This window comes from Cupriavidus campinensis (genome assembly GCF_905397395.1).
Lineage (GTDB): Bacteria > Pseudomonadota > Gammaproteobacteria > Burkholderiales > Burkholderiaceae > Cupriavidus > Cupriavidus campinensis.
The window spans coordinates 47262-73320 of record NZ_CAJPVH010000003.1 but is presented as its reverse complement, the minus strand read 5'-3'; the positions used below and the strand labels follow the sequence as shown (position 1 = coordinate 73320).

At 66.0% G+C, this 26059-nt stretch carries 26 protein-coding genes and 3 tRNA genes; 16 read left to right on the top strand and 13 right to left on the bottom strand.

All coding sequences use genetic code 11. The features are described 5' to 3' along the window. Window positions 1-46: 46 nt before the first annotated feature. Complete coding sequence (locus KHO18_RS03065; RefSeq protein ID WP_144197507.1) at window positions 47-805, bottom strand: FadR/GntR family transcriptional regulator; 759 nt, start codon at window positions 803-805, stop codon at window positions 47-49. A gap of 220 nt (window positions 806-1025) precedes the next feature. Here KHO18_RS03065 and gudD point away from each other — a divergent pair, with 220 nt between their 5' ends. After that, on the top strand, window positions 1026-2375 hold the full coding sequence (gene gudD / locus KHO18_RS03060; RefSeq protein ID WP_211942758.1) for a glucarate dehydratase: 1350 nt from the start codon (window positions 1026-1028) through the stop codon (window positions 2373-2375). Window positions 2376-2434: 59 nt separating this feature from the next. Beyond that, window positions 2435-3433, top strand: coding sequence for a Bug family tripartite tricarboxylate transporter substrate binding protein (locus KHO18_RS03055; RefSeq protein WP_144197509.1), 999 nt, complete (start codon window positions 2435-2437; stop codon window positions 3431-3433). A gap of 82 nt (window positions 3434-3515) precedes the next feature. Here the strand turns inward: KHO18_RS03055 and KHO18_RS03050 are convergent. Continuing rightward, window positions 3516-3605: transfer RNA gene (locus KHO18_RS03050), tRNA-Ser, on the bottom strand. 192 nt (window positions 3606-3797) lie between these two features. On the opposite strand from KHO18_RS03050, the gene KHO18_RS03045 reads away from it, so the two are divergent. Beyond that, entirely contained in the window at window positions 3798-4310 is a 513-nt protein-coding gene (locus KHO18_RS03045; protein ID WP_144197510.1) for an outer membrane lipoprotein, read from the top strand. A 76-nt stretch (window positions 4311-4386) separates the two neighbouring features. Here KHO18_RS03045 and KHO18_RS03040 read toward each other — a convergent pair whose 3' ends face one another. From KHO18_RS03040 to KHO18_RS03015, 6 genes are all read right to left on the bottom strand, one after another. Next, on the bottom strand, window positions 4387-5484 hold the full coding sequence (locus KHO18_RS03040; RefSeq protein ID WP_144201707.1) for an enolase C-terminal domain-like protein: 1098 nt from the start codon (window positions 5482-5484) through the stop codon (window positions 4387-4389). 105 nt (window positions 5485-5589) lie between these two features. Next, window positions 5590-6870 carry a radical SAM family heme chaperone HemW gene (gene hemW, locus KHO18_RS03035; protein ID WP_211942757.1) on the bottom strand — a complete coding sequence of 427 codons (1281 nt, stop codon included), beginning with the start codon at window positions 6868-6870 and terminating at the stop codon, window positions 5590-5592. Continuing rightward, a complete protein-coding gene (rdgB, locus tag KHO18_RS03030; RefSeq protein WP_092293271.1) occupies window positions 6867-7481 on the bottom strand; it encodes an RdgB/HAM1 family non-canonical purine NTP pyrophosphatase in 615 nt (204 codons plus the stop codon). Before rdgB ends, hemW begins: the two co-directional genes overlap by 4 nt. 35 nt (window positions 7482-7516) lie before the next feature. Continuing rightward, window positions 7517-8233, bottom strand: coding sequence for a ribonuclease PH (gene rph, locus KHO18_RS03025; protein WP_144201703.1), 717 nt, complete (start codon window positions 8231-8233; stop codon window positions 7517-7519). Between the two features lie 85 nt (window positions 8234-8318). Beyond that, a complete protein-coding gene (locus KHO18_RS03020) occupies window positions 8319-9233 on the bottom strand; it encodes a PP2C family protein-serine/threonine phosphatase (protein WP_144201701.1) in 915 nt (304 codons plus the stop codon). Between the two features lie 59 nt (window positions 9234-9292). Beyond that, window positions 9293-10339, bottom strand: a complete 1047-nt coding sequence (locus KHO18_RS03015; RefSeq protein WP_144201699.1) for a serine/threonine protein kinase — start codon at window positions 10337-10339, stop codon at window positions 9293-9295. Window positions 10340-10596: 257 nt separating this feature from the next. On the opposite strand from KHO18_RS03015, the gene KHO18_RS03010 reads away from it, so the two are divergent. The 4 genes from KHO18_RS03010 (at window position 10597) to KHO18_RS02995 (ending at window position 15264) form a co-directional block, all read left to right on the top strand. Continuing rightward, a complete protein-coding gene (locus KHO18_RS03010) occupies window positions 10597-11532 on the top strand; it encodes a YicC/YloC family endoribonuclease (RefSeq protein ID WP_144201697.1) in 936 nt (311 codons plus the stop codon). Window positions 11533-11554: 22 nt separating this feature from the next. Then, window positions 11555-12229, top strand: a complete 675-nt coding sequence (gmk, locus tag KHO18_RS03005; protein WP_144201695.1) for a guanylate kinase — start codon at window positions 11555-11557, stop codon at window positions 12227-12229. 97 nt (window positions 12230-12326) lie between these two features. Further along, on the top strand, window positions 12327-12530 hold the full coding sequence (gene rpoZ / locus KHO18_RS03000; protein ID WP_006162413.1) for a DNA-directed RNA polymerase subunit omega: 204 nt from the start codon (window positions 12327-12329) through the stop codon (window positions 12528-12530). 316 nt (window positions 12531-12846) lie between these two features. Then, on the top strand, window positions 12847-15264 hold the full coding sequence (locus KHO18_RS02995) for a RelA/SpoT family protein (RefSeq protein WP_144201725.1): 2418 nt from the start codon (window positions 12847-12849) through the stop codon (window positions 15262-15264). 3 nt (window positions 15265-15267) lie between these two features. On the opposite strand, the gene greB is transcribed toward KHO18_RS02995, so the two are convergent. Further along, window positions 15268-15837 (bottom strand): transcription elongation factor GreB, encoded by a 570-nt coding sequence (gene greB, locus KHO18_RS02990; protein WP_144201693.1) that lies wholly within the window; start codon window positions 15835-15837, stop codon window positions 15268-15270. A gap of 125 nt (window positions 15838-15962) precedes the next feature. Between greB and KHO18_RS02985 the strand changes: the two genes are divergently transcribed. The 4 genes from KHO18_RS02985 to KHO18_RS02970 all read left to right on the top strand — a co-directional run bounded on the left by KHO18_RS02985 (window position 15963) and on the right by KHO18_RS02970 (window position 17075). Continuing rightward, window positions 15963-16039: transfer RNA gene (locus tag KHO18_RS02985), tRNA-Arg, on the top strand. Between the two features lie 161 nt (window positions 16040-16200). Continuing rightward, window positions 16201-16479, top strand: a complete 279-nt coding sequence (locus KHO18_RS02980; RefSeq protein WP_144201691.1) for a hypothetical protein — start codon at window positions 16201-16203, stop codon at window positions 16477-16479. 157 nt (window positions 16480-16636) lie between these two features. Beyond that, window positions 16637-16876 carry a hypothetical protein gene (locus KHO18_RS02975; protein WP_144201689.1) on the top strand — a complete coding sequence of 80 codons (240 nt, stop codon included), beginning with the start codon at window positions 16637-16639 and terminating at the stop codon, window positions 16874-16876. A 122-nt stretch (window positions 16877-16998) separates the two neighbouring features. Next, window positions 16999-17075: transfer RNA gene (locus tag KHO18_RS02970), tRNA-Met, on the top strand. A gap of 92 nt (window positions 17076-17167) precedes the next feature. Here the strand turns inward: KHO18_RS02970 and KHO18_RS02965 are convergent. Both KHO18_RS02965 and KHO18_RS02960 read right to left on the bottom strand, forming a co-directional pair. Continuing rightward, entirely contained in the window at window positions 17168-17431 is a 264-nt protein-coding gene (locus KHO18_RS02965; RefSeq protein ID WP_092292249.1) for a hypothetical protein, read from the bottom strand. A 59-nt stretch (window positions 17432-17490) separates the two neighbouring features. Then, complete coding sequence (locus tag KHO18_RS02960) at window positions 17491-17772, bottom strand: hypothetical protein (protein WP_092292251.1); 282 nt, start codon at window positions 17770-17772, stop codon at window positions 17491-17493. Window positions 17773-18003: 231 nt separating this feature from the next. Between KHO18_RS02960 and KHO18_RS02955 the strand changes: the two genes are divergently transcribed. The 3 genes from KHO18_RS02955 to lpxO all read left to right on the top strand — a co-directional run bounded on the left by KHO18_RS02955 (window position 18004) and on the right by lpxO (window position 20788). Next, complete coding sequence (locus KHO18_RS02955) at window positions 18004-19416, top strand: DUF2252 domain-containing protein (RefSeq protein ID WP_144201687.1); 1413 nt, start codon at window positions 18004-18006, stop codon at window positions 19414-19416. Window positions 19417-19461: 45 nt separating this feature from the next. Further along, a complete protein-coding gene (locus tag KHO18_RS02950) occupies window positions 19462-19773 on the top strand; it encodes a hypothetical protein (protein ID WP_092292255.1) in 312 nt (103 codons plus the stop codon). Window positions 19774-19885: 112 nt separating this feature from the next. After that, window positions 19886-20788, top strand: a complete 903-nt coding sequence (gene lpxO, locus KHO18_RS02945) for a lipid A hydroxylase LpxO (RefSeq protein WP_144201685.1) — start codon at window positions 19886-19888, stop codon at window positions 20786-20788. A 23-nt stretch (window positions 20789-20811) separates the two neighbouring features. On the opposite strand, the gene KHO18_RS02940 is transcribed toward lpxO, so the two are convergent. Both KHO18_RS02940 and KHO18_RS02935 read right to left on the bottom strand, forming a co-directional pair. Next, window positions 20812-22344 carry a sensor domain-containing diguanylate cyclase gene (locus tag KHO18_RS02940; protein ID WP_211942756.1) on the bottom strand — a complete coding sequence of 511 codons (1533 nt, stop codon included), beginning with the start codon at window positions 22342-22344 and terminating at the stop codon, window positions 20812-20814. Window positions 22345-22444: 100 nt separating this feature from the next. After that, entirely contained in the window at window positions 22445-23893 is a 1449-nt protein-coding gene (locus KHO18_RS02935; RefSeq protein WP_211942755.1) for an aminotransferase-like domain-containing protein, read from the bottom strand. 176 nt (window positions 23894-24069) lie between these two features. Here KHO18_RS02935 and KHO18_RS02930 point away from each other — a divergent pair, with 176 nt between their 5' ends. Together KHO18_RS02930 and KHO18_RS02925 are read left to right on the top strand one after the other, a co-directional pair. Continuing rightward, window positions 24070-24453, top strand: a complete 384-nt coding sequence (locus KHO18_RS02930; protein ID WP_144201679.1) for a hypothetical protein — start codon at window positions 24070-24072, stop codon at window positions 24451-24453. Next, complete coding sequence (locus KHO18_RS02925) at window positions 24437-26056, top strand: NAD(P)/FAD-dependent oxidoreductase (RefSeq protein WP_211942754.1); 1620 nt, start codon at window positions 24437-24439, stop codon at window positions 26054-26056. The genes KHO18_RS02930 and KHO18_RS02925 overlap by 17 nt, the downstream gene beginning before the upstream one ends. Window positions 26057-26059: the final 3 nt, after the last annotated feature.

Here is a 26059-nt window from a genome sequence, read left to right as displayed (position 1 = left end):
CAACCGCGCCGCCCCCCAACTGCCAAAAGGGGCCGCGCGCATGGCGTCAGGCGGGAGAACCGGTGGAGCCTGCCATGGCGGAAGCCTTGCGCAGGCGCTCGCGGCTGTTGGTCAGGTGCATGCGCATGGCGGCCTTGGCGGCCTCGGGGTCGCGGCGCTCGATCGCATCGTAGATGCTCTCGTGCTCGAAGTTGACGCGCTCCAGGTACTGCTCGCGCTCGGGCGTGCTGACCTGCAGGCGGCTGCGCGGAATCACCATCGTGCCGAGGTGGCCCATGATGTCCGTGAAATAGCGGTTGCCGGTGGCGCGCGCGATGGACAGGTGGAACTCGAAATCCGAGCCCACGGCATCGCTGCCTTCGGAAGCCTTGCGTTTCATGTCATCGAGCGCGCGGCGAATGGCCGTGAGCTGCTCGTCGCTGCGCCGCGTGGCGGCCAGGCTCGCGGCCTCGGCTTCCAGGCTGACGCGGAATTCCAGCATCGCCAGCACGTCCATGGCCGTGACCATGGCCGAGGGGTCGATGCGGAACGGCGAATGGGTCTCGACCGGGCGGGCCAGCACGAAGGTGCCGATGCCGTGGCGGGTCTCGACCAGGCCGCTGGCCTGGAGGCGCGAAAGTGCCTCGCGCACCACCGTGCGGCTCACGCCAAGCGTGGCCATGATCTCGGATTCGGTGGGCAGCTTGTCGCCGGGCTTGATCTGGCCCTGCTGGATGCTGTCGGTCAGGTTACCCACTACTTCCTCGGCAAGCGTACGGCCGCGGCGGCGCAGGGGGGCGGGCGAAGTCATCGGGACATTGGACATGGGTAGGGGAAACTGAGGTATTGACCGGCGCAAGATGCGCTCATTATACTGCGTCGTAAGTCATACGATGACAGATAACGCACAGGTTTGCGAGGCCACTTGCAATAATCGGCATCGATCTGTCGCCGTATGACGGCCAAACATCACAAGCAGGGCGCAGTCTCGTCTTGGAGCGCGAACCCGGCATCACCCTGAAACGCGATTTCGGAGACAGATCCACATGACCGCATCCCAACATGCCGGCGTTGCCACGCCCGTCGTCACCGAGCTGACCGTCGTGCCCGTGGCGGGCCATGACAGCATGCTGATGAACCTGTCCGGCGCCCACGGCCCGTACTTCACCCGCAATATCGTGATCCTCAAGGACAGCGCCGGCAATACCGGCGTGGGCGAGGTGCCGGGCGGGGAGGGCATCCGCCAGACGCTGGAGGATGCACGTCCGCTGGTGGTGGGCCAGCCGATCGGCCAGTACCAGGCCGTGCTGAACAAGGTGCGTGCGACGTTTGCGAACCGGGACGCCGGTGGCCGCGGCCTGCAAACCTTCGATCTGCGCATCACGATCCATGCCGTGACGGCGATCGAGGCGGCAATGCTCGACCTGCTCGGCAAGCACCTGCAGGTGCCCGTGGCCGCGCTGCTCGGCGAAGGCCAGCAACGCGACGCCGTGGAGATGCTCGGCTACCTCTTCTACGTGGGCGACCGCCAGAAGACCACGCTGGACTACCGCACCGAGCCGAACGCCGACAACGAATGGTTCCGCGTGCGCAATGAAGTGGCGATGGACGCCAAGGGCGTGGTGCGCCTGGCCGAGGCCGCATACGAGCGCTACGGCTTCAACGACTTCAAGCTCAAGGGCGGCGTGCTGAGCGGCGACGAGGAGATGGAAGCCATCATCGCGCTGCATGAGCGCTTCCCCAAGGCGCGCGTGACGCTGGACCCGAACGGCGGCTGGCTGCTGGCCGACGCGATCCGCCTGTGCCGCGACAAGCACGGCATCCTGGCCTACGCCGAAGACCCCTGCGGTGCCGAGGACGGCTACTCGGGCCGCGAGATCATGGCCGAGTTCCGCACCGCCACCGGCCTGCCGACGGCCACCAACATGATCGCCACGGACTGGCGCCAGATGGGCCACGCGGTGCGCCTGCACTCGGTGGACATTCCGCTGGCCGACCCGCACTTCTGGACCATGCAGGGCTCGGTGCGCGTGGCGCAGATGTGCGCGGAGTGGGGCCTCACCTGGGGTTCGCACTCGAACAACCACTTCGACATCTCGCTGGCAATGTTCACCCACGTGGCGGCCGCCGCGCCGGGCCGCGTCACCGCCATCGACACGCACTGGATCTGGCAGGACGGCGAACACCTGACGCGCAGCCCGCTGAAGATCGAGGGCGGCCTGGTGCAGGTGCCCAAGACGCCGGGGCTGGGCGTGGAACTCGACATGGACGCGCTGGCACGTGCCAACCGTCTCTATCAGGAGAAGGGTCTGGGCGCGCGCGATGACGCCATCGCCATGCAGTTCCTGATCCCGGGGTGGAAGTTCAACAACAAGGCGCCGTGCATGGTGCGGTAACGCGTCCGGGTCACGGATCAAGGCATTAAAGATAAGACAGTCAGACAGGAGACAAGACAATGCTGAAACAGAAGACGCTGTTCCGCCGGATTGCCGGTGTATTCGTCGCCCTGGCCGTGGGCGCCACGGTCAGCAGTGTGGCCGTTGCGGCCGGCACGGCCTGGCCGCAGAAGGCGGTGACGATGGTGGTGCCGTTCCCGGCTGGCGGGTCGTCGGACACCATCGCCCGCGTGCTGGCGCAACCGCTCAACGACAAGCTGGGCCAGCCGTTCGTGATCGACAACCGCCCCGGCGCCACGGGCGCGATCGGTGCCACCTTCGTCAAGCGTGCCCCGGCCGATGGCTACACGCTGCTGGTGGCCTCGATTGGCGTGTACGCGGTCAACCCGTTCCTCCAGAAGAACCTGGCCTATGACCCGGCCAAGGACTTCGACCTGCTGACCGTGGCCGTACGCGCGCCGAACGTGCTGGTGGCCAACCCGAACTTCCCGGCCAAGAACCTGGCGGAACTGGTTGCCCATATGAAGAAGAACCCGGGCAAGGTGAGCTTCGCCACCTCGGGCGCGGGGTCGTCCGACCACCTGACCGCGGCGCTGTTCTGGCAGAAGAGCGGCACTGACGGCCTGCACGTGCCGTACAAGGGCGGCGCGCCGGCCATCTCGGACCTGCTAGCGGGCCAGGTCGATGTCTCGTTCCAGAACCTCAACGCGGTCATCCAGCACATCCGCACGGGCAAGCTGCGCGCGCTGGCGATTACGTCGGACAAGCGCTCGGCCCTGCTGCCGGACGTGCCGACGATGGCCGAGGCCGGTGTCAAGGATGTGGAAGTCTATTCGTGGCAGGCCGTGGCCGCCCCGAAGGGCCTGCCGGCGGACGTGAAGTCGCGCCTGCATGGCGCGCTGGTGAGCGCGCTCAAGGAACCGGGGATGCAGAAGAAGCTGGGCGAGCAGGGCTTCGAAGTCGTCGCCAACACGCCGGAGCAGTTCGTCCAGTTCGAGAACGAGGAACTGAAGCGCTGGAAGACCGTGATCGAGCAGGGCAAGATCACGCTGGAGTAAGCGCCCGGACCGAATCACCGTGGGGGTCAATGCTCCACAGCAGTGCTTCGCCCCGCCTGAATGGCGGGGTTTTTTATTTGTCTGGCGGAAGCGGTGAGATTCGAACTCACGGATGGGTCACCCCATCGGCAGTTTTCAAGACTGCTGCCTTAAACCACTCGGCCACGCTTCCTTGGAGGGCCGCATTATACAAGGTGGCGGCGGCCCGTAGTGTGATGCCCTCGTCAATCGCTTTGCCTGCGTTGTCGGTGTTTGTCGGACACAGCGGAACCTTGTGGGCCACATCGCCTCATATTGGCAGGACGTGCGGCGCCTGCCTGCCGCGCGTTGGCATCTCAAACAAGCGATAGAGGAGGACTTATCCATGCAGCAACATCGCAGCAAATCGTGGCTGGCCCTTGGCGCGCTGGCCTGTGCGGCCACCCTGGCAGGGTGCGCGCAACCGGGCTACAACGGCTACGGCAACTACAACAACGCGCCGCCCAACACGGGTTACCAGGACCCGAACCAGACCACCTACCAGGCCCCGGCCGGGTCGGTGTTCACGGGCCGCGTGGAGTCGATCGAGCCGATCAGCAGCACGCAAGGCAGTTCCGGCCTGCTCGGCACCGTGATTGGCGGCGCGGCGGGCGGCTTGCTCGGCCACCAGATCGGTGGCGGGCGTGGCCAGACCGTGGCGACCATCGGCGGTGCCGTGGCGGGCGCCGTGGCCGGCAACCAGATCGAGAAACGCGCGGGCAGTAATACGCAGACCGTGTATCGCGTGAACGTGCGGCTGGACGATGGCCGGATGGCCACCGTGACGCAGAGCAACATCGGCAACCTGCGCGTGGGCGACCGGGCGCGCGTGGCCAACGACATGGCTACGCCGTACTGAGTACGCACCTCGTAGTTCTACGAAAAAGCCACGCGTCATGCGTGGCTTTTTCATCGGAGGCCCGTTTGACCCGGTTTCACTCGTATTGAAACCGCTTCACGGCGGGCTCGTCCCACTCGATCCCCAGACCGGGCCTGTCCGGCACGATGAGTTGCCCGTCTTCGAGCGCGAAGGGCGCCTTCAGGACGGGGTAGCCCCAATCCTGCCATTCCAGCCAGTGTGGGGTCTCTGTGATGCGCATCAGGTGCGCGCAGGCTTCCGGATACAGGTGCGTAGAGACCGGGATCCCCGCAGCGGACGCGATCGGCGCGGCGCGCAGCCAGCCCGACACGCCGCCGATCCGCATCATGTCCAACATGACGCAATCGCAGGCGCCGGCCTGCAATGCCTTCCAAACATCCCGCGGACCGTAGAAGTTTTCGCCTAACTGGATCGGCGTCCTGATCTCCCGGGCCAACTGTGCATGTCCGTCGGTGTTGGTGTAGGCGACCGGCTCCTCGAACCAGTAGAGCCCTTGATCGTCGAGCGCGTGGCAGCGGCGCAGGGCGTCGTCGAACGACAGGCCCTGGTTGAAATCCACCATGAGTTTGGTGTCTTCGCCGACGGCTTCCCGGACGCTACGAATGGCGTCGAGGTCGTCCTGCAGCCGCTCGCGGCCCAGCCGCAGCTTCAGCGCGTGGAAGCCGCCCTCTGCAACGAGCGCGGCGGCCTCCTCGGCAAGCCCGCCGACGTCGCTCAGCCAGAGTCCGTTGCTGTTGTACGCCGGCACCTTGCCCACCGCGCCCCCGAGCAATGCGGCGAGCGGCAAGCCGGCGGCCTGGCCAAGGGCGTCCCACGCGGCCATGTCGAGCGCCGCGATGGCGATCATCGTAATACCCTCGTAGCCCACAAGGTGCAGGGCGCGCCTGGCGTGCTGGAAGTCATCCAGCGGGCAAAGCGGGGTGCCTGCCCGCGCCGCGACAAGGTCTCGGATGACGGGCACGATGTACTTCGCGGCTTGCTTGAGGTACGGCTCAAGATAGCTGCGGCCGACAATGCCTTCCCGGGTGTGAAGATCGATCAGGATCAACGGCCACTGGTCGAATGCGCCAACTTTCGACACGATAGGCCGTTTCAGTGGCACCAGAACCGGCCGGACCTCAACGCTTTGGCAGACCAGCGGTTCAAGCTTCATGGCGGCACCTCCAGCGCACTTCCCGAGGCGGTCGGCGGCAAGCGTGCCGCGACCTTCTCCCCAATATAGTCCGGGGTGGGGGGGATGGCGGGACCAGGTGCCGGTTCAGTCCTTCAGGAACATCTCCTGGAGGTCGTTCAGGAAGCGCCGGCCCAGTTCGGTCGGGCGGATCGTGGCGAGGTCGGCCTCCAGCAAGCCTTTCTTCTCGGCTTCGGCCAGGGTCTTGCTGATGGTGTGCAGGGGCAGGCCGGTGTAGTCGTGGAAGCTCGATGCCGGGACGCCGTCGGTCAGCCGCAGCGCGTTGAGCATGAACTCGAACGGCAGTTCGTCGGCGCTCACATCGCGCGCTTCCTGCACGGCGTTGCCGGCCATCGCCTCGCGCATATAGGTGGCGGGGTGCTTGTGCCGCATCTGGCGCAGCACCCGGTGCGGGAACGACAGCTTGCCGTGCGCGCCCGCCCCGATGCCGAGGTAATCGCCAAAACGCCAGTAATTGAGGTTGTGCCGCGCCTCCCGGTGCGGCTTGCCGTAGGCCGAGGTCTCGTAGTGCCGGAAGCCGGCCTCGCCGGTGCGGGCCTCGATGATGTCCTGCATCTCGTAGGCGATGTCCTCGTCCGGCAGCGCGGGCGGGTACTTGGCGAACAGCGTGTTCGGCTCCAGCGTCAGGTGGTACATCGACAGGTGCGTGGTGCCATAGGCCAGCGCCGCTTCGAGGTCGCGCACGCATTCCTCCACGGTCTGGCCCGGCAGCGCGTACATCAGGTCGAGGTTGACGTTGTCGAAACTGGCCTGGGCGATCTCGATGGCCGCGCGCGCCTCGCGCTCGCCGTGGATGCGGCCCAGCGCCTGGAGATGCCGGTCGCTGAAGCTCTGGATGCCGATCGACAGCCGGTTGATGCCGCTCGCGCGGTAGCTCGCGAACCGCTCGGCCTCGAAGGTGCCGGGGTTGGCTTCCATCGTGATCTCGGCGTCGGCATCGAGCGGCAGCAGCGCGCGGATGTCCGATAGCAGCCGGTCCATGCCGGCAGCGGACAGCAGGCTCGGCGTGCCTCCGCCGATAAACACCGTATGCACGGGGCGGCCCCAGACCAGCGGCAGCGATTGTTCCAGGTCGGCGCGCAGTGCGTCGAGGTAGGCGTCTTCGGGGATGTCGTGGCTGTCTTGTCCGCCGACGGTGCCCGGCGCCGCGTGCGAGTTGAAATCGCAATACGGACACTTGCGCACGCACCACGGGATATGCACGTAGAGCGAGAGCGGCGGGGAGCCTGGCAGGGCAATCTGGCCCGGCTTGAGCCAGAGTTGCTGGTTGTCGGCGGGAGAAACGGCGGGCGAAGCGGCGGCGGAAACAGCCGGCTTGCCGCTGCTGACGGGGTGAATCGGAATCATGCGCGAACCTTCAGGCTGGCCGCCTGGAGCCGGGCCACCAGCCCCTGGAGCGCCAGCGCGCGGTGACTGATGGCGTTCTTCTCTTCCGCGCTGAGTTCGGCGGCCGTCTTGCCGATGCGCGGGAGCAGGAAATGCGGGTCGTAGCCGAAGCCGCCGGCGCCGCGCGGGGCGTCGACCACCTCGCCGGCCCAGGTGCCTTCGGCGATGATCGGGCGCGGGTCGTCGGCATGGCGCACCAGCACCAGCACGCAGTAGTAATGCGCGTGGCGATTGAGCTTGCCGGCCAACTGCGAGATCAGGTGCGCGTTGTTGGCCGCGTCGGACTTTGGCTTGCCCACGCTTTGCGCGTAGCGGGCCGAATACACGCCCGGGGCGCCGTCCAGCGCGTCCACGCAGATGCCCGAGTCGTCGGCCAGCGCCGGCATGCCGGCGAGCCGGCTGGCGTGGCGCGCCTTGGCCAGTGCGTTCTCGACGAAGGTCGGATGCGGTTCCTCGGCTTCGGGAATGCCGAGGTCGCCCTGCGGCACCACGTCGATGCCCAGCGGCATCAGCAGCGCGCCGAACTCGCTCAGCTTGCCGGGATTGTTGGAGGCCAGCACAAGGCGTTGCATCGTCATCCCCTTTTGCTTTGCACGGTTCTCGTCGCTTACAGGCCGAGCGCCAGCTTCTGGTGGCGCACGAGGTCGGCAATGCCGGCTTCGGCCAGGCGCGTCATGGCGTCCAGGTCGGCGCGGCTGAACGGCACGCCTTCGGCGGTGCCCTGTACTTCGACGAAGCCGCCGCTGCCGGTCATCACCACGTTCATGTCGGTGTCGCAGCTGCTGTCCTCGGCGTAGTCGAGGTCGAGCACGGGCACGCCATCGACCATGCCCACGGAAACCGCGGCCACGAAGTCAAGAATTGGACTTTTTGCGATCAGGCCATCGGCCAGCATCTTGCTCACGGCGTCATGGGCGGCCACGAAGGCGCCGGTGATGGCGGCCGTGCGGGTGCCGCCGTCTGCCTGGAGCACGTCGCAATCGAGATGGAGGGTGTACTCGCCCAGCGCGCCGAGGTCGAACACCGTGCGCATGGCGCGGCCGATCAGGCGCTGGATCTCCTGCGTGCGGCCGGTCTGCTTGCCGCGCGCGGCCTCGCGGTCGGAGCGGGTGTGCGTGGCGCGGGGCAGCATGCCGTACTCGGCCGTGACCCAGCCTTCGCCGCTGCCTTTCTTGTGCGGCGGCACCTTGGCCAGCACGCTGGCCGTGCACAGCACCTTGGTATCGCCAAAGGCACTCAGCACGGCACCTTCCGCGTGGCGGGTGTAGTGGCGGGTCAGGGTGATGGGTCGCAGCGCATCGGCTGCGCGTCCGCTGGGTCGCATGGGGATCTTTCGTTGGAATCGGGTGAGACCGCGATTCTAACGCCGGCAGGCCATGCGTGCCCGCCGGCGCCCCATGCGCGGTACTTCAGCGCATGAAATTGGTGGTCTTGTCGATCGCGGCGCGGATCTCGGCAATCGACCGTTCGATCTCTTCCTCGGACAGCAGGTCGTTCTCGCTGCCCGTCCGCTCCAGGATCGACGTGGTGAAGGCGTTCAGTGGCAGGGTGTCGGTCAGCACGGCGTCGTCGTTCGGCACGGTGGCGTCGGCCTCCCACATCATGGCGATGGCTGTGGTGTTGTCGGCACCTTCGCCCGCGTTTTGAAGCGCCTGTTCGATCATGTCCGGAATGGCGTGCACCACCGACAGGCTGGTCACCTTGTCGACGATGACCTTTTCTTCCAGCGCGCCCCACAGGCCGTCCGAGCACAGCATCGCCACGTCGCCCGGTTCCAGGCGCACCGGGCCGCCGATGTCGATCAGCGGCAGGTTGGGCGAGCCAAGGCAGTTGTACAGCTTGTTGCGCTCGGGGTGGTTGGCCACGTCCATCGGCAGCACGCGCTCCTGCTGAAGCAGGTTTTCGATCTTCGAGTGATCGCGGGTGCGGGTGAGCAGCGTGCCCTTGCGGATCAGGTACAGGCGCGAATCCCCGGCGTGGGCCCAGTGGATCTGGCCGTTCTGGATCAGGCAGCAGACCACGGTGGTGCGCGGCACGTCCGCCAGGCGGTTGGCTTCGGCGTAGCGATGGATCTCGCGGTGCGCCAGCATGACCGTGTCCTGGAGGAAGTCCGCCGGATTGCGGATGGCCGGGCGGGCCTGGGTCTGGAACTGGCGCGCCAGCGTCTGCAGGGCTTGCTGCGCGGCGACTTCGCCCAGCGCATGGCCGCCCAGGCCGTCGGCCAGCACCATCAGCAGGGCATCACGCGTGAAGCAGTAGCCCATGCGGTCCTGGTTGATACGGCGGCCGCCTTTCCGGCTTTCCTGGTAGACGGAGAATCGCATGTTGTCGTGAGTTCGGTCAGGGCCGGCCCGGCGGGTGCGCGGGGCCGACGCGTAGTGATTTAATCGCCGCTCTGCGTGGTGGCGGTGTCGTCGCGGCGGCGCAGCAAGGTCATGAAGCGGCTCGTTGCGTTCATGCGTTCGGTAACGGGCCCGGCGGGGTTGGCCGCTGCCGCGGCGGCGGATTGTTCGCCCAGCGCGTTGCTCTGGTCGCGCAACTCCTTCTGGAGGCGGAACACGCTTTGCGGGCGCTCGGACGGCGTGAGCCGGAGGCACCATTCCACGAGGTCCACCAGCCCGTTGGTATAGGTGGCGCGCAGGCGGGCGATCGATTCGCCCATGCGGTCTTCCTTCTCGCGCTGGTTGGCTTCCTGCGGCGGCATGCCGGCCATGCACGCGTAAAGCGTGGCGCCCAGGCTGTAGATGTCGGTCCAGGGGCCGAGGTCGCTGTGCTTGCCGTAGAGTTCGGGCGCGGCGAAACCGGGGGTGTACATCGGCTGGAAGCGGGCGGCTTCCATGGTCAGGATCTGCCGCGCGGCGCCGAAGTCGAGCAGGATCGGCGATTCGTCCTCGCGCAGGTAGATATTGCCGGGCTTGATGTCCAGGTGCAGCAGCTTGTGGATATGGACTTCGCGCAGCCCGCTCATCAGGTCGTGGAATACCTTGCGGATGAACCGCTCGCGCAGGACCTTGGGCTTGCCCTGCTGCCGGGCCTGCAGGATATGCTCCTGCAGCGTCTTGCCCAGCTCGTAGTTCATGACCATGTAGACCGTGGAGTTCTCGCGGAAGAAATTCACCACGCGCACCACGCTCGGATGGGAAATGCGTGCCAGCGAGCGGCCTTCCTCGAAGAAATATTTCAGGCCCAGGCGAAACGAGGCCGCGTTCTCGTCCGGGACGACCGGAATCAGCTCGCCCGGGTTGCGGCGGGCCAGCGAGGACGGCAGGTATTCCTTGATGGCCACCGGGGCGCCGGTTTCATCGGTGGCGAGGTAGACGAAACTGAACCCCCCGCTGGCCAACTTCTTTACAATACGGTAGTTGGCGAGCAGCGTGCCGATGGGCAGCGGCGCACTCTTGGGTTGGTTAGCGCCCTTGGACTCTGTCATAGGATTCGGGACCTCATTTGCCCACGGATTCTCCCGGCTAATCGATCACTTGTAAAGAAAACATTAGCGGGGACTGTTGCCAAAAATCCGCGTTTTCCAACCGGGTTTTCCGTTGATTTTCTGCCCGGCCGGCGCGCTGCCCGCGCACCCGCCCCGGTGCTGGCTTGCAGGCCCCGGCGGCATGCGATTACCGCCCCGATTTACCCGTATTTCGACCCTTTCCGACCCTTTCCGACTCTTACGCGAGATAACCGACAATGATCCACAGCATGACAGGGTATGGCCTGGCGACGCGCCAGGCGCCGCTGACAAACGCCAAGGGCGAGCCCAGCGGCCGGACCGCCTCGGTTTCGGTGGAATTCCGGACTGTCAATTCGCGTTTTCTCGACCTGTTGTTCCGCGCCCCCGAGGAATGCCGCGCGTTCGAGCCCGCCCTGCGCGAGATGCTCATGGGCGAGCTGTCGCGTGGCAAGCTGGAGTGCCGCATCAACCTGCAGCGCACCGATACCGGCGGCGCCACGCTGGCGCTGAACCAGGGCCTGCTGGACCAGATCCGCGCGCTGGAGTCCACCGTAGCCGCTACGTTCAGCGGCGCCGGTTCGCTGCGCATGGGCGAGATCCTGCGCTGGCCCGGCGTGCTGGTGGAGCCGGAACTGTCGCAGGAGTCCCTGCGCGAGGCTGTCACGGGTGCCGCGCGTGACGCGTTGAACCAGCTGCTGGAAGCGCGCCGGCGCGAGGGCGAGGCCCTCAAGGCCACGCTCATGGAGCGCATCGACGCCATGCTGGCCATCGTCGAGCGCCTGACGCCGACCATCCCGCAACTGATCGCCCATCACCAGGAAAAGCTGACCGAGCGCCTCCAGGAGGCGTTCAACCTGGCCGCACCGTCCGGCATGCCGTCGATGAGCCGCGACGAGATCGGCGAGCGCATCCGCCAGGAAGCCACGGTGTATGGCATTCGCATCGATATTGCCGAGGAACTGTCGCGCCTGCAGGCCCACCTCAACGAAACGCGGCATATCCTGAAGAAGGGCGGTCAGGTCGGCAAGCGGCTCGACTTCATGATGCAGGAGCTGAACCGCGAGGCGAACACGCTTGGCTCGAAGGCCGCCGCCAAGGAGCTGGCCGATGCGTCGATGGAGCTCAAGCTGCTGATCGAGCAGATGCGCGAACAGATCCAGAATCTCGAATAAGTCCTAAACCAGATCACAGATCATGAGTGAAACGTCCCACACCGCGTCCCAGTCCACGCCGCACGTCGCCATCGACACCGCCTACCCCGGCAACCTGTTCATGGTGGTGGCCCCGTCCGGCGCCGGCAAGTCCACGCTGGTGAACAAGCTGCTGTCGCAGGATTCGGCCATCCGCCTGTCGATCTCACACACCACGCGCAAGCCGCGCCCGGGCGAGCAGAACGGCCGCGAGTACCATTTCACTACCGTGGACGAGTTCCGCGCCGCACGCGACCGGGGTGAGTTCCTGGAATGGGCCGAGGTGCACGGCAACTACTACGCCACGTCCCAGGTCTGGATCGAGCAGCAGATGGCCCAGGGCAACGATGTGCTGCTCGAGATCGACTGGCAGGGCGCCCAGCAGGTGCACAAGCGGTTTTCGAACGCGGTGGAGATCTTCATCCTGCCGCCGTCGCTGACCGCGCTCGAGGAGCGGCTCAAGAAACGCGGCCAGGACGAGCCGAACGTGATCGTGCGCCGCCTGCTGGCCGCGGGCAGCGAAATGTCGCATGCGTCGGAGTCGGACTACGTCATCATCAACGAGGTGTTCGATGACGCGCTGGCGCAGCTGAAGGACGTCGTTCGTGCCACCCGTCTGCGCTTTTCGTCGCAGAAGGCACGCCACAACGAGCTGTTCATCGAGTTGGGCATTCACTGACCTGAGGTCGGTGCCCAGGGGGCGGCCGGAACGTTTCCGGCCGCGTGCTGTAAAATGACGGCCTGTCGAACAGGTTTTGTCCCAAGGTGGATTCAATATGGCGCGTATTACCGTCGAAGATTGTCTGAAACACATCCCGAACCGCTTTGAGCTTGCGCTCGCCGCGACGTACCGGGCACGCCAGCTGGTGCAGGGCCATACGCCCAAGGTCGAGGCCAAAGACAAGCCCACCGTGGTGGCGCTGCGCGAGATCGCGTCCGGCCAGATCGGCATCGAGATGCTGAAGAAGGTGCCGACCTGATTGCCAGGGCGGCCTGTGGTGCATCGTTGTCTCGCGTACGTGCGGATTCAGCCGCGCATTCGTCCGGATTCCAGGGGCCGCCCCCATGTCTTCATCGTCGTCCAAGTCCGCGATCCATCCCGCGATCGTCCCGCCGGTCCCGCCCGGCGTACGGACGGACGGCGAACGGCCGGCATTGGGCCCCGTTGCCGCCGCCAGCGTGGCGCCGGGCGCCCCCTTGCCTGCCACACCCTCCGCACTGCCGGTGTCAGTCGGCTTGCCGCCTGCGCCGCCGGGTTCACCCGGAGGTAGGCGCGCCATGTCTGGCCAGATGCCGATGACCGCCCGAACCGGCGCCCCGAACCTGCCCGATCCGCTCGGCGACAACGTCGTCGGGGAGCGGTCTGTCGTGCCGCCGCTGCAGGGTAAGTCACGTGCGGGCCTGGCCAGCGAACTCGTGGCCGAGCCCGTCGAGGGCACCCTGCCGGCCGCGCCGGCGGGCGAGCTCTTCATCGACGCAGTGCTGGCGCAGTCATACCGGCACTTCTTCGGCCCGACCTCGCAGCCAGCGGTTCCGCCGCGCCAGCAGGTCATCTCCATCGCCCGGCTGATGGAGAAGCTCGCGTACCTGAAGCCCGCCGACCAGGCGCTGGTGCGCGAAGCCTTCCAGTTTTCCGACGAGGCCCACCTGGGCCAGTACCGCCAGAGCGGCGAGCCCTACATCACCCATCCGGTGGCGGTGGCGGAGCTGTGCGCGGACTGGAAGCTGGACGTCCAGTCGATCATGGCCGCGCTGCTCCATGACGTGATGGAGGACCAGGGCATCACCAAGAGCGAGCTGGCCGAGAAATTCGGTCCCAAGGTCTCGGAACTGGTGGATGGCCTGACCAAGCTGGACAAGCTCGAATTCCAGAGCCGCGAGCAGGCGCAGGCGGAAAGCTTCCGCAAGATGCTGCTCGCGATGGCGCGCGATGTGCGGGTGATCCTGGTCAAGCTGGCCGATCGCACGCACAACATGCGTACGCTCGATTTCGTGCCGCCCGAGAAGCGGCGCCGGATCGCGCTCGAAACCATGGAGATCTACGCGCCGATCGCGCACCGGCTGGGTCTCAACACGATTTACCGCGAGCTCCAGGAACTGTCGTTCAAGGTGGGCTCGCCGTTCCGCTACGCCACGCTGGAGAAGGCCGTCAAGGCCGCGCGCGGCAACCGGCGCGAGGTGGTCAAGCGCATCCTGGAAGCCGCCGAGCGCGCGCTGGCCGACGCCGGCATCGTGGCCGAGCTGTCCGGGCGCGAAAAGACGCTGTACAGCATCTATCGCAAGATGCACGACAAGCAGCTGTCGTTCTCGCAGGTGCTGGACGTCTACGGCTTCCGCGTGGTGGTGGAAACGCAGATGCACTGCTACATGGCGATGGGTGCGCTGCACAGCCTGTACAAGCCGATGCCGGGCAAGTTCAAGGACTACATCGCGATTCCGAAGATCAACGGCTACCAGTCGCTGCACACGACGCTGGTGGGCCCGTTCGGTACGCCGGTGGAGTTCCAGATCCGCACGCGCGGCATGCACCAGATTGCCGAGGCCGGCGTGGCTGCGCACTGGATGTACAAGCACCAGGCCGATCACGCCAACGATATCCAGCAGCAGGCCCACCAGTGGCTGCAGTCACTGCTGGACATCCAGAGCCAGACCGGCGACTCGCAGGAGTTCCTGGAGCACGTCAAGATCGACCTGTTCCCGGACGCGGTCTACGTGTTCACGCCGAAGGGCCATATCCGCGCACTGCCGCGCGGCGCCACGGCGCTGGACTTCGCCTACGCGGTGCACAGCGACCTGGGCAACCAGTGCGTGGCGGTCAAGATCAACAACGAGCTGCTGCCGCTGCGCACCGAGCTGAAGAGCGGCGATATCGTCGAGGTGGTGACGGCGCCGTACTCGAAGCCGAATCCGGCGTGGCTCGCCTTCGTCCGCACGGGCAAGGCGCGCGCGGCGATCCGGCATTACCTCAAGACCACCAAGCTCGACGAGGCCATCCAGCTGGGCGAGCGCCTGCTGGAGCAGTCGACGCGCCAGCTTGGCATCGAGCTGAAGGCGGTGCCGCAGGCGGTCTGGGATCGCATGATCCAGTGGACCGGCAACAAGCATAAGGAAGACATCTTCGCCGACCTGGCGCTCGGCCGCCGCGTGCCGGCAGTGGTGGCGCGGCGCATGGAGATCCTGCTGCAGGAGCTGTCCGGCGACGTCGACAGCGCGCTGCTGGCCGCCGTGCAGACCTTTGCGGGCGAGGAAGCGCCGGCCGTGCCGATCACCGGCGACGAAGGCATGTCGATGATCTTCTCGGCCTGCTGCCGGCCGATTCCGGGCGATTCGATCGTCGGCTATCTGGGCAAGGGCGAGGGGCTGCAGATCCACGTGCAGGACTGCAAGGTGGCCAAGCGGCTGCACAGCAAGGACCCGGAGCACTGGATCGAGGTCATGTGGGCCAAGAAGACGACGCGCGCCTTCGACGTGTCGATCAAGGTCATGGTGCGCAACGTGAAGGGCATCGTGGCGCGCGTGGCCGCGGACCTGACCGCCGCCGACGCCAACGTGGCCCACGTGGCCATGGAACAGCAGCAGGGCGGCCACCAGGAAGCCACGTACATGCAGTTCGTGATCCAGGTCCAGAACCGCCTGCACCTGGCCAACGTGATGCGTGGGCTGCGGCGCAACCCGGACGTAATCCGGATCTTCCGCGACCGCAACGACGGCTGACGCCTAGTTCACCGCGGCCTTCGCCGGGTAGCGGACTTCCAATATATCGATCTGTTCCATCCCGGCCGGCGTGCGCAGCGGCACGGTGTCGCCCTCGCGCGCCTTGATCAGCGCCTTGGCGATCGGCGAAATCCAGCTCACATGGTTGTTGTCGAGGTCTACCTCGTCCATGCCGACGATGGTGATGGTGGTTTCGTCGCCCGACTGGTTCGCATAGGTGACCGTGGCGCCGAAGAAGACCTGGTCGTTGTCGCCCTGCAGCGAGGGGTCGACGACTTCGGCCTTGTCGAGCCGGCGCGTGAGGAAGCGGATGCGGCGGTCGATCTCGCGCAGCCGCTTCTTGCCGTAGAGATAGTCGCCGTTCTCGGAGCGGTCGCCGTTGGAGGCGGCCCAGGAGACGATCTGCACCACCTCGGGACGCTCCACGTCGATCAGGTGCATCAGCTCGTCGCGCAGCCGGTTGTAGCCCGTGGCGGTAATGTAGTTCTTGGTGCCGGCGGGCAGCGGTGTCGCGCCCTCGGGCAGGTCGTCGTCGTCATCGTTCGACGACTCTTTGACAAAAGCCTTGTTCATGGTCCGGATCACTTCTTCGGGTAGTCATTATAGGAAGTTGCGCGGCTGGGGCGCGCCGGGCGAAAAAAATGCGGCGTAGGGGGTTCACAAAACTGAAAACTTCTATATAATCTCATTTCTCGAGTGCGGCTGTAGCTCAGTTGGATAGAGTACTTGGCTACGAACCAAGGGGTCGTGGGTTCGAATCCTGCCAGCCGCGCCACCTATCGAGTCAAAAAGGGCTTCCGGAAACGGAAGCCCTTTTTGCATTCTGGCCTCGATTCTCCGCCCCCGCTCCCCGTATTTCCCTTTCGCTCGCTGGAACGCTCCGCCCGCGCACCGCTCAAACCTGCATCGGTCTTGTCGATCGCAGGGAGAACGCGCATGAACCAGGATGAATGGCGGGTGGAGGGCTATCGCGGCATGGATGCCTACGTGCTGGTGTCGTCGCATCGTCAGGCGGTGGCCGGCAGCGTGGCCGACACCGAAACGTATGGCTACGAGGTGCGCGTTGCCGAGGAAGGTGTCGATCCCTCTGATACCGGTGATATCGAGATACTTTCCAGCGGCGGCCACGAATTTGCCACGCGGCACGCGGCCGAAGTGGCGGCTTTCAGTGCTGCCTACGCCCTTATCGACAAACTTTTGGGGCCGGTCAGATAGACAGCAAAGTTCCTTGTGGCCAGTGCAATGACGCATATCACGTCGTGATGCGTCTGTCGGGCCGGAACTTGATCAGGATCATTTTTGATCGGCGGGGTGACCCCTAGTCTGGATGTGGAGCGCGATGTTCGCGCCTTGCAGAAGACAGGAGGTAACCATGCCCGAGTATGAAGGGTTCAAGATCGTCTACGAAGTGATCAATTTGCCGAAGGGCAAGTGGGGGATCCTGATCGAGGTCATCCGGCGCGTGGACGGCGAAATCCTGATGGCCCGGCACAATCCTTTTCCGAGCCATCCTTTCGATACGAAGCTCGAGGCGCTCGAGCACGTGAACCGCTACGTTGCCTCGACGCTCGATGATCTTGATGACGCGCACACGGTGCGGCGTATCGCGTGATCCGCGTCGGTAATGCACAAAAAGAAAACGCCCTTCGCGGGCGTTTTCTTCTTCATGGTGCAGAAAGTGGAAATAGTGGTTGCCTTATGCGGGACGATCCCCCATAATTCATCTCCTTCAGACGCGGGGTGGAGCAGTCTGGCAGCTCGTCGGGCTCATAACCCGAAGGTCGCAGGTTCAAATCCTGCCCCCGCAACCAACACCTCTGAAGCCCTCTTCAAACACCTCTGCCGATCACGGCAGAGCGTTCCTGGCAGTACTTTCCCACATCGTATTTTCAGCGCCTGACGCCTACGCGTGCACCAGCGACGCCGCCTTCGCGAACGTGTCGCGCACCTGCGGCTGGCCTTCGCGCTCGGCCGCCTCGGCGCGATCGGTGAGGCGGCCCTTGAGCACGGCGATATTGCCGCCGCCGCCCAGCTTGGTCGATGCATCGCGCATCAGTTGCGTGAGCTCCTGCGTCACGTCGGCGCCATCGAAGGCGCTGACCGACAGCGCGGACACGCGCTCCAGAAAATTGTTGACCAGCGCTTCATCATGTTGCGGTTCGGGCATGGCTGCTCCTTGTCGAACGATTGTGAGACGCAATTGTGAGACGCAGGGCCGGGGGGCGATCAGGACCGGGGCAATTGCGGCGTGATGCGCCGCCGTGCGGGCTTCAGCGCCCGCGTGGGCCAGAGCACGTAGTTCGTATGCGGGTCCATCGGCTTGCCGAAGTACGAGACCCACACCTGCACGCCTTGTTCGGTTTCGGAAACGATCGCGGCCACGGCACGGGCGGCGACGGAAGGGGACTTGAGCAGATCGGCCAGTGCTTCCACGCCCTGGACCACATGGTGCTTCACCCCCCTGAACCACACGTACTGGCGCATGGCTGCAAGAAAATTCTTTGTCATGGACTCGATGGTTCCTTGTTGGTGCTGCGAGATGAGACCCAAGCTTACACGCTTAGTTGTGACACCTTTGTAGGGGGGCGTCTGATTTTTCCGCAAAGGCACGGCCAGATGTGATGCATGCGACGTGCGGTGCCAAATTGACAATGTGCGACGCTTGTCTTAGCTTCGTTACATACGCTGCACAAATCGCTGGTTTCACAACGTTTTTCCGGCCGAAGGCATGGAGGCATTTTGGAACATGTGGCGGATCTGAACGAACGGCGCGCCCGCGGCAAGGCGCTGCGCCAACTGGTGCCGCGGCGCTCGCACGCGGCGGTCGGCAATGTGGACCGGGACCCGATACCGCTGCTCGAGACCAGCAGCGCTGGCCGGGTGGAGCGGCTGGTGCCCTTGCGCTACGGGCGCATGATCCAGTCCCCGTTCGCATTTTTCCGAGGCGGCGCGATCATCCAGGCGCACGACCTTGCCGGCACGCCAGCCTCGGGCATGACCATCCAGATCTGCGGCGACTGCCACCTCTCGAATTTCGGCGGGTTTGCTACGCCCGAGCGCGCGCTGCTGTTCGATCTGAACGATTTCGACGAGACCAGCCCCGGCCCATGGGAGTGGGACCTGAAGCGGCTGACCGCCAGTATGGTGGTGGCCGCGCGCCACCTGCGCCACAGCAAGGCCGTCGCCGACAACATGGTGTGCGAAGTGGTCAACGGCTACCGTGACCGCATGGCCATGTATGCGGAAATGGGCGTGCTGGAAACCTGGTACGACCGCATTACGTTCGACCGCCTGCTGGCCGAGGCGCTCAACCCTGTGGCCCAGAAGGAGATCCGCCGCGCGATGGAGCGCGCCGCCAGCCGGACGCATGAGACGCTGCTGCCGAAGCTGAGCGAGCGCGAGGGGCACCGCTGGCGCATCCTGGACGCCCCGCCGGCCCTCTTCCATGTGCGCGGCGAGCAAACGCTGTTCACCGAGGACGACGACTGGCTCAAGACCGACATCGGCCCCGAAGTGATTGCCAGGTGCTTCAGCGATTACATCACCACGCTGGCCGCCGATCGCCGCGAACTGCTCTCGCACTTCACCTCCCAGGACATCGCCTTCAAGGTGGTGGGCGTGGGCAGCGTGGGCACGCGCTGCCTGATCCAGCTGCTCACGGACAGCCATGACAAGCCGCTGTTCCTCCAGTTCAAGGAAGCCACGCAATCGGTGGTGGCGCGCTTCTTCAAGTCGCCGAAGCTGACGCACGAGGGCCGGCGCGTGGTGGAGGGGCAACGCCTGATGCAGGCCGCCAGCGACCTGTTCCTGGGCTGGACCAAGGGGCCGTACGGCCGCCATTTCTACGCCCGGCAGTTGCGCGACATGAAATTCTCGGCCGAGATCGAACTGATGGATGCCGACCTGCTGACCGGCTACGGGCGCATCTGCGGTCGGGCACTGGCCCGCGCGCATGCCAAGGCGAGCAACCTTGCGCCGGAGATCAGCGGCTACCTGGGCACCAGCGATGCCATGGCCGAGGCGCTGGTGGGCTATGCCAACGCCTACGCGGACCAGGTGGAACGCGACTACGAGGCCTTCACCACGGCTTGCCGGTCGGGGCGGCTCGCCGCGCGCACCGATGCCGACATCGCCGCCGATTTTCAGGTTTGATGCCCGCGTAATATCAGAATCAGAATCGTCCTAAGGAGCTTGCCGATGACCGAGGATATGCTGCTGCAACTGATGGTGGAGGTGGAGCGTGCGGACCCCATCGACTATGCCAACCTGCCGTTCGACGACGACGCGTTGCGTGCGCTCGCCTGCAAGCTGATCGCCGAACGCTCGACGGAACTGGAGCTATCGGGGATGTCGCAGGAAGCGTTGTTGGCGACACTTTGGGCATCCACAGCCAAGCTCGTGCTCGAGAACATCGTGCTCAACGCGCGGCTGCTGACGTTGCAGGGATTGCCCGATGACGCCAAGGCGCTGATCGACCGCATCGCCCGCCAGTCGCGCGGCGGGGCGTGAACCCTCCCGCAGTAAAAAAGCGGCCCGCGCATCACACGATGCGCGGGCGCCGACGTTTGGATAAAATACCGGCTTCAATCGGGCCTGGGCCTGATTTCTGGAGGTTTTACGCGTGATCAAGTGGATTATCGTCGCTGGATATCTGGGTGCGATCCTGTATGTGCATTTCCGCGGCAAGGTGCGACTGCCGTTCATGCGCCAGTTGCTCGACCACTCCGCGCTGGTGGCGCCGGTCAACTGCTTCATGTACATGTTCTCGGGCGTGCCGCGCACGCCGTACATCGGCGTCGAACGCTTCCCGGACCTGGAGAAGCTGCGCGCCGCCTGGCCGCAAATTCGTGACGAGGGCCTGGCCCTGGTCGCGATGCGCAAGATCAAGGCCGCCGACAAGAATGACGACGCCGGCTTCAACTCGTTCTTCAAGTACGGCTGGAAGCGTTTCTACCTGAAATGGTATGAGGCGCAGCACCCGTCCGCCGAGACGCTGTGCCCGAAGACCGTGGCGCTGCTGCGCGAGTTGCCGACCGTGAAGGCGGCAATGTTCGCCGAGCTGCCGCCGGGCGGCAAGCTGAACCCGCACCGCGACCCGTTTGCCGGCTCGCTGCGCTATCACCTGGGGCTGTCCACGCCGAACGATGACCGCTGCTTCATCGAGGTGGACGGCGAGCGCCATAGCTGGCGCGACGGCCATGGCGTGGTGTTCGATGAAACCTACCTGCACTGGGCCGAGAACCGCAGCGACAAGGATCGCCTGATCCTGTTCTGCGACATCGAGCGCCCGATGCGCTATCGCTGGGCCGCCGCGGTCAACCACTGGATGGGCCGCAAGGTGATGACGGCCGCCAGCTCGCCGAACGAGGAAACCGACCAGACCGGCGCGATCAACAAGCTGTTCCGCTTCGTCTGGCTGGGCGGGCAGTACCGCCGCCGCTTCAAGTCCTGGAACAAGAACGTCTATTACGTGACCAAGTTCGGACTGATCCTCGGCGGCGTCGCGCTGATCGTTTTTCTCTGATTTTTCCGATTATTTCCCGATAGTCAGGACTCGGCGGCACCCGTCCGCCGACGCTCCGCGCCCACTGCCTCGTAGTGGGCGCGCTTGTCCTCGTACATGCGGCTGTCGGCCAGCTTGACTGTGTCGGTCAGCCGGTCGCCCTGCGCGCACGTGGCGGCGCCAATCGAAAACGACAGCCGCGCACCCGGATAGAACTGGTTGTTCAGCTCCACCACCTGCTGGATCTGATCGACCACCGTGGCCGCGCCGCGTTCGTCGTTGCCGGGTAGCAAAACCATGAATTCGTCGCCGCCGATGCGGGCCACGCAGGCTTGCTCGCCCACGGCTTTCTTGAGCACCTCGCCTGTGCGGCGCAGCAGCGCGTCGCCGTCGCCGTGGCCGTACTGGTCGTTGACCTGCTTCAGGCCATTGAGGTCCACCGCCACCACGCTGACCGGCCACGGCCCCTTGCGGCCCAGGCGCGCCAGCTCGTCCTCGTAATAGGCGCGGTTGTAGAGCTTGGTCAGCACGTCGTGCTTGCCCAGGAACTCCACGTAGGCTTCCGCCTTTTTGCGCGCGGTGATGTCGGTCAGCGACACCAGCACCTGGTCCCAGTCTGCCTCCCGGCCCGGGAAGACCGACCACTGCATGAACACGTCCACCGAGCGGCCATCGAGCGCGTAGTTGATGACTTCGCGCTGCTGCCAGAGCTTTTCGTGCCAGAGGTCGATCAGCTGCTCGGCGAAGTGGATGCGCATGTCGTCGCGGAACACGTCGCCCAGCCGGGACAGCAGGATCTCCTTGCTCGGCGCGGCGAACATCGTCAGCGTCTGCTGGTTGACGTCGAGCACGCGGATTTCCTGCATGCAGCGCGAGACGAAGTCCGGGTGCACATTCAGAAACGTCCGAAAATCGGTGATGCCGGCCGCGCGTACCTCGTCCAGCAGCATCTTCACCGCGCTGAAGTCCTCCACCCAGAGCGAGACCGGCGAGTGCTCGAACAGCCCCTGGGCGTACTGCTGGCTGCGGCGCAGGTCGCGCTCGCTGCGCACGCGCGCGGTGATGTCCTCGATCGACAGCAGCACGCGCGACCAGTCCTGCTCGTGGCCGGGCATGACCGTGGCGTCGAGGCGGATGTCCAGCCGTTCGCCGTCGAGCGTGTAGTTGACGGTCTGGCTGGCGAAGTGCCGGCCGCCGTCCCAGAGCTGACCCAGTTCCTCGACGTGCTGGTCGAACATGTCGTCACGGAACACGGTGTCGAGGTTGGCGACGAGGTCCGCCAGGTCGGCGGCGCGGAAGAGGTCGAGCGTGCGGCGGTTGACGTCGAGCACGCGGATCAGGGCCGAGCAGCGCGCCACTTCGGCCGGGCGCTCGCGCAAATAGGCGCGCAGGTCGGTCACCCCGCCCGCGCGCAGCTGGTCGAAGGCCAGCCGCACGGCGCTGAAGTCCTCAAGCCAGAGCGAGACCGGCGCGAGCTGGAACAGCGTTTGATAATCGTCGTCAAGCCGCGAAGCGGCGGGTGCACTGCCCAAGTTTGTTCTCCCTGGTTCTGGTAGTCGGTGTCCGCGCACAAGCATAGGCGAGGGCGCCGCCATTTTGGGACAAATCTGGGCGGAAGTCTCGCAAGAACGGTGCCGGGGGCGGGTGCGCGGGGACGCAGGAAGGCGGAGGGCGCCGTCAGGGGGCCAGCCGGCGTACCACGCCGGCCACGGTTTCCAACGCGCGTTCGATCGCCGGCTCGCGCGGATTGCCGCAGTTGAGCCGCAGATAGTGATCGAAGCGGTTCGAATTCGAGAACATCGAGCCCGGCATGACCCGGATGCCATGGGCCAGCACCTGCTCGAAGACGGTTTCAGACGACATCCCGGCCGGCAGTTCGATCCACAGGTGCAAGCCGCCGCGCGGCAGGGTGAGCCGCGTGCCGGCCGGAAAGCTGCCCGCCACGGCCTGCGCCATCCATTCGCGCTGGTTGCGCAACTGCTCGCGCAGGCGGCGCAGATGGCGCTCGAAAGCGCCGGTGCCCATGAAATCGGCCACGGCAATCTGCGCCAGCATCTCGTTGGGCCGCGAGAGGCCGAACTTGAGCATCTCCACGCGCGCCTGCCACTTGCCGGCGGCGATCCAGCCCAGCCGCATGCCCGGCGCCAGCACCTTGTGGAGCGAGGCGCAGTGGATCACGTTGCCCGTTGTATCCCACGTCTTGGCCGCCGCGAGCGGCGTCTCGCCCTCATAGGTGGAAGCGCAGCTGTCGTCCTCGATCAGCGCGATGCCGCGCGCCTCGCACCACGCCACCAGGCGCTGCTTGTGCGCGTCGGGCATGACGCAGCCGAGCGGATTCTGCAGGTTGGGCACCACGGCCACGGCCTTGATGTTGTCGTAGGTCTGCGCGGCCAGTTCCAGCGCCTCCAGCGAGATGCCGGTCTGCGGGCTGCACGGGATTTCGAGCGCGCGCATGCCCAGGCTCTCGAGAATCTGCAACAAACCGTAATACGTGGGCGATTCCACGGCGATGACATCGCCCGGCTGGGCCACGGCGCGCAGGGCAAGGTTCAGCGCCTCGGTGCAGCCATGGGTGACGACCACGTCCTCGGGCGCGAGCTGGATGCGCGAGCGCAGCGCGTGCCGGGCCAGTGCGGCGCGCAGGGACGGATGGCCGTCTGCCTCGGCCGCGCTGCCAAAGAGATCGGGATAGCGCCGCAACGCGCGGGCCGTGGCGGTGCGCAGCGCGGCCGTGGGGTAGAGCGAGGGCGCGCCGCACGCGCCGCCGAGGTTGATCTTGATATCGCGATGCTGGCTGCGCGCGAGGATGGCCGAGATGCGCTGGTGAATGCCCACGTACTGCGCTGGGTCGGGCAGGCCGGCCGCCGGTTCCTCGATCGGCGCCAGCGCCGGGCGCGACGGCGCGCGCACGAAGTAGCCCGAGCGCGGCCGTGCTTCCAGCAGCCCGGCGGTTTCCAGTTCCCGGCACGCCTGGAGCGCCGTGGACAGGCTCACCTCATGCAGCCCCATCAGCGACCGCACCGACGGCATGCGGTCCCCCACGGCCAGTGTGCCGGCGGCGATGGCCTGCCGGTAGTGGCCGGCCACCTGTTGATAGAGCGGGAGGGAGGGGTGCGTGGCAGTCATGGCGCGATCATCGCCCACGGAGCGCGGGCACAACAGATACAGATGAAGGGTGTCTGTATCGTAACAGAGCCGCATCGTGCGATCTGTTCTGGTCCGGTCCGCAATCCCTTGTGCCTGTTGGCCTGGCGGGCCGCCCGATAGGCTGGAGACCTGATTCTGGACCCCGGAGCGCGATCATGTCCCCAGCGAAGTTATCGACCGAAACCTACCAGCTGGCCGCCGGCCAGTGCCTCAGGCTGCACCTGGAGCCCGGTGCCGTGGTGCACCTCGAATCCGGCCGCCTGACCGTGGCGGGCCCGCCGCGCTGGCTGGCCGAGACGGTTTGCCAGCCTGCCGCCACGCTCGCGCCCGGCGCGGTGTATATCGCCGGCATCGCCGGCTGGGCCACGCTGGCCGCCGGCGGCGCGGCAACCGTGCACATCATGCAGCCGGCGCCGCCCCCGGGATGGTGGCGACTGATAAAATCCCGCTTCGGCCGATCTGGCCTCCTGCTGGGTAACGCCCGGCCACCAGACACCAAGGCCGCTGAAATACCCGTTCCCCATGCTACGTCTAAGTGAAGTCAAACTCCCGCTCGACCATACCGAGAGCGACCTGGAGGCGGCCGTGCGCAGCCACCTCGCGCAGATCGGTGTCAAAGGCGACGGGATGGTCGCGTTCACCGTCTTCCGCCGCGCGCACGATGCCCGCAAGCGCGCCGACATCAAGCTGACCTACATCGTCGATATCGAGGTCCGCGACGAGGCCGCCGCGCTCCAGCGCATGGCCGGCAAGCCCAACTGGAGCGTGACGCCCGACATGACGTACCGCTTCGTGGCGCAGGCCCCGGCGGGCGGGCCGAAGCTGCGCCCGGTGGTGATCGGCCTGGGTCCGTGCGGGCTGCTGGCGGGCCTGCTGCTGGCGCAGATGGGCTTCCGCCCGATCATCCTCGAGCGCGGCAAGGAAGTGCGCGAGCGCACCAAGGACACTTTCGGCCTGTGGCGCAAGAGCGTGCTCAATCCCGAGTCGAACGTACAGTTTGGCGAAGGCGGCGCGGGCACGTTCTCGGACGGCAAGCTCTACAGCCAGATCAAGGACCCCCGGCACTACGGCCGCAAGGTGCTCAACGAGTTTGTGCGCGCGGGCGCACCCGAGGACATCCTCTTCAAGGCGCGCCCCCACATCGGCACATTCCGACTGGTGAGCATGGTGGAGAAGATGCGCGCCGAGATGCTGTCGTTGGGCGCCGAAATCCGCTTCGAGACGCGCGTGGACGACATCGACATCGAGAATGGGCAGGTGCGGGGCCTCAAGCTCTCCACCGGCGATTACCTCGAGTGCGACCACGTGGTGCTGGCCGTGGGCCACAGCGCGCGTGACACCTTCCACATGCTGCACGACCGCGGCGTGTTCATGGAAGCCAAGCCGTTCTCGCTGGGCTTTCGCATCGAGCATCCGCAGGGGCTGATCAACCGCAGCCGCTTCGGCAAGTTCGCCGGCAACAAGCTGCTGGGCGCGGCGGACTACAAGGTGGTGCACCACGCCAGCAACGGGCGCGCGGTGTACAGCTTCTGCATGTGCCCGGGCGGCACGGTGGTGGCGGCGGCGTCCGAGCCGGGCCGGCTGGTGACCAACGGCATGAGCCAGTACTACCGGGCCGAGCGCAACGCCAACGCCGGCATCGTGGTGGGTATCACGCCGGAGGTCGATTTCCCGGGGGGGCCGCTGGCGGGCATTGCGCTCCAGCGTCATTGGGAGGAGCGCGCCTTCGAGCTCGGTGGCAGCGACTACCGCGCGCCGGGCCAGCTGGTGGGGGATTTCATCGCGGGACGGCCGTCCACGGCGCTCGGCTCGGTGGAGCCGTCATACAAGCCGGGGGTGACGCCGACGGACCTCAGCACGGCGCTGCCTGACTATGTGATTGACGCGATCCGCGAGGCGCTGCCGGAACTCGACAAGAAGATTGCCGGGTTTGCGATGCACGACGCGGTGCTGACCGGGGTGGAGACGCGCACGTCGTCGCCGCTGCGGATCCGGCGCAATAACGACGACTACCAGAGCATCAACGTGAAGGGGCTGTACCCGGCGGGCGAGGGTGCCGGCTATGCGGGCGGGATCTACTCGGCCGCCATCGACGGCATCGAGGTGGCCGAGGCCGTGGCGCTCGACATCGCCAACGGCTAGCCG